This is a genomic window from Blautia sp. HCP3S3_C12 (genome assembly GCF_052064155.1).
Taxonomy (GTDB): domain Bacteria; phylum Bacillota; class Clostridia; order Lachnospirales; family Lachnospiraceae; genus Blautia_A.
The window spans coordinates 1-861 of sequence record NZ_JBQHWC010000051.1; the positions used below are offsets into that span (position 1 = coordinate 1).

Genomic DNA, 861 nt, shown 5'->3' on the forward strand with positions numbered 1-861 from the left:
ATGATTGATAAATTTTCTCCCCAGGACAGTTCCGTCTGCCCGCATAATGGTACAGACCGCATCGGTATTGATTCCCAGGTCCACACTACAGATGATCTGTTCTTTTACCGGTGTCTTCGTAAGTGTCACTTCTTCCGTATAAGAAAAACGCAGGAAATATTTATGGTGCCTTTTCTCCAGTGTCGGGGCTGATGCCTTTTTCCCCGACCAGTTCCTGCGCAGATATTCCATATCTGTGTGATTTAAACGCACACAAAACCATTTCCAGTCATGACCATCATACAGTTTCAGGTATGCTTCGTCTTTTCCTTCTTTTTCCTCTCTGTACATGACATCACGATAAAAAACAGGCATGGCATGATTCTCATACGCCAGTCTGGGTTTCCCTGCTTTTTCTCCTGACTTTTCCCACAGATCCATCCGTGTTTCGTAAGAAGATACACTTCCCAATGCATGCTGGATTGCGGCTCGCCTCAGGTAGGACGGCATCTTCGGAAAGCGAAGATCAAAATCAAAGCGTGCAAGATTCTTTTTTGTAGTATGCACCAGATGCTCTGCAGCATTAAACCGCCTTTTGGCATCCGGTATCTCTGCCAATTCTTCCCACACCTGCTCATATATTTCTGTCAGGTAACAGACCGCAGACCGGTAGATTTCCAGTGTCTGGCGGACTGGGATATTCTGTTTTCGTAATTCTACGCCATAGCTGGATACGGTCTGCATCTCTTTTCCTCCAACAAATCATTTCTTCTGTCAGGCTTTTTTCTTTTCTTTTTTCTTTTCTTTTTCCTTTTGTCCTTCGATGTAGGCAAGCACCTGGTCTCTGCTCCTGTCACTGACCGTTATGGCACAGTAAGACGG

At 45.2% G+C, this 861-nt stretch carries 1 pseudogene; it reads right to left on the reverse strand.

Annotated elements, in window-relative coordinates:
• Positions 1 to 723, reverse strand: a pseudogene (locus ACTNDS_RS16670) (IS200/IS605 family accessory protein TnpB-related protein); the annotation flags it as partial.
• Between the last annotated feature and the right edge of the window lie 138 nt (positions 724 to 861).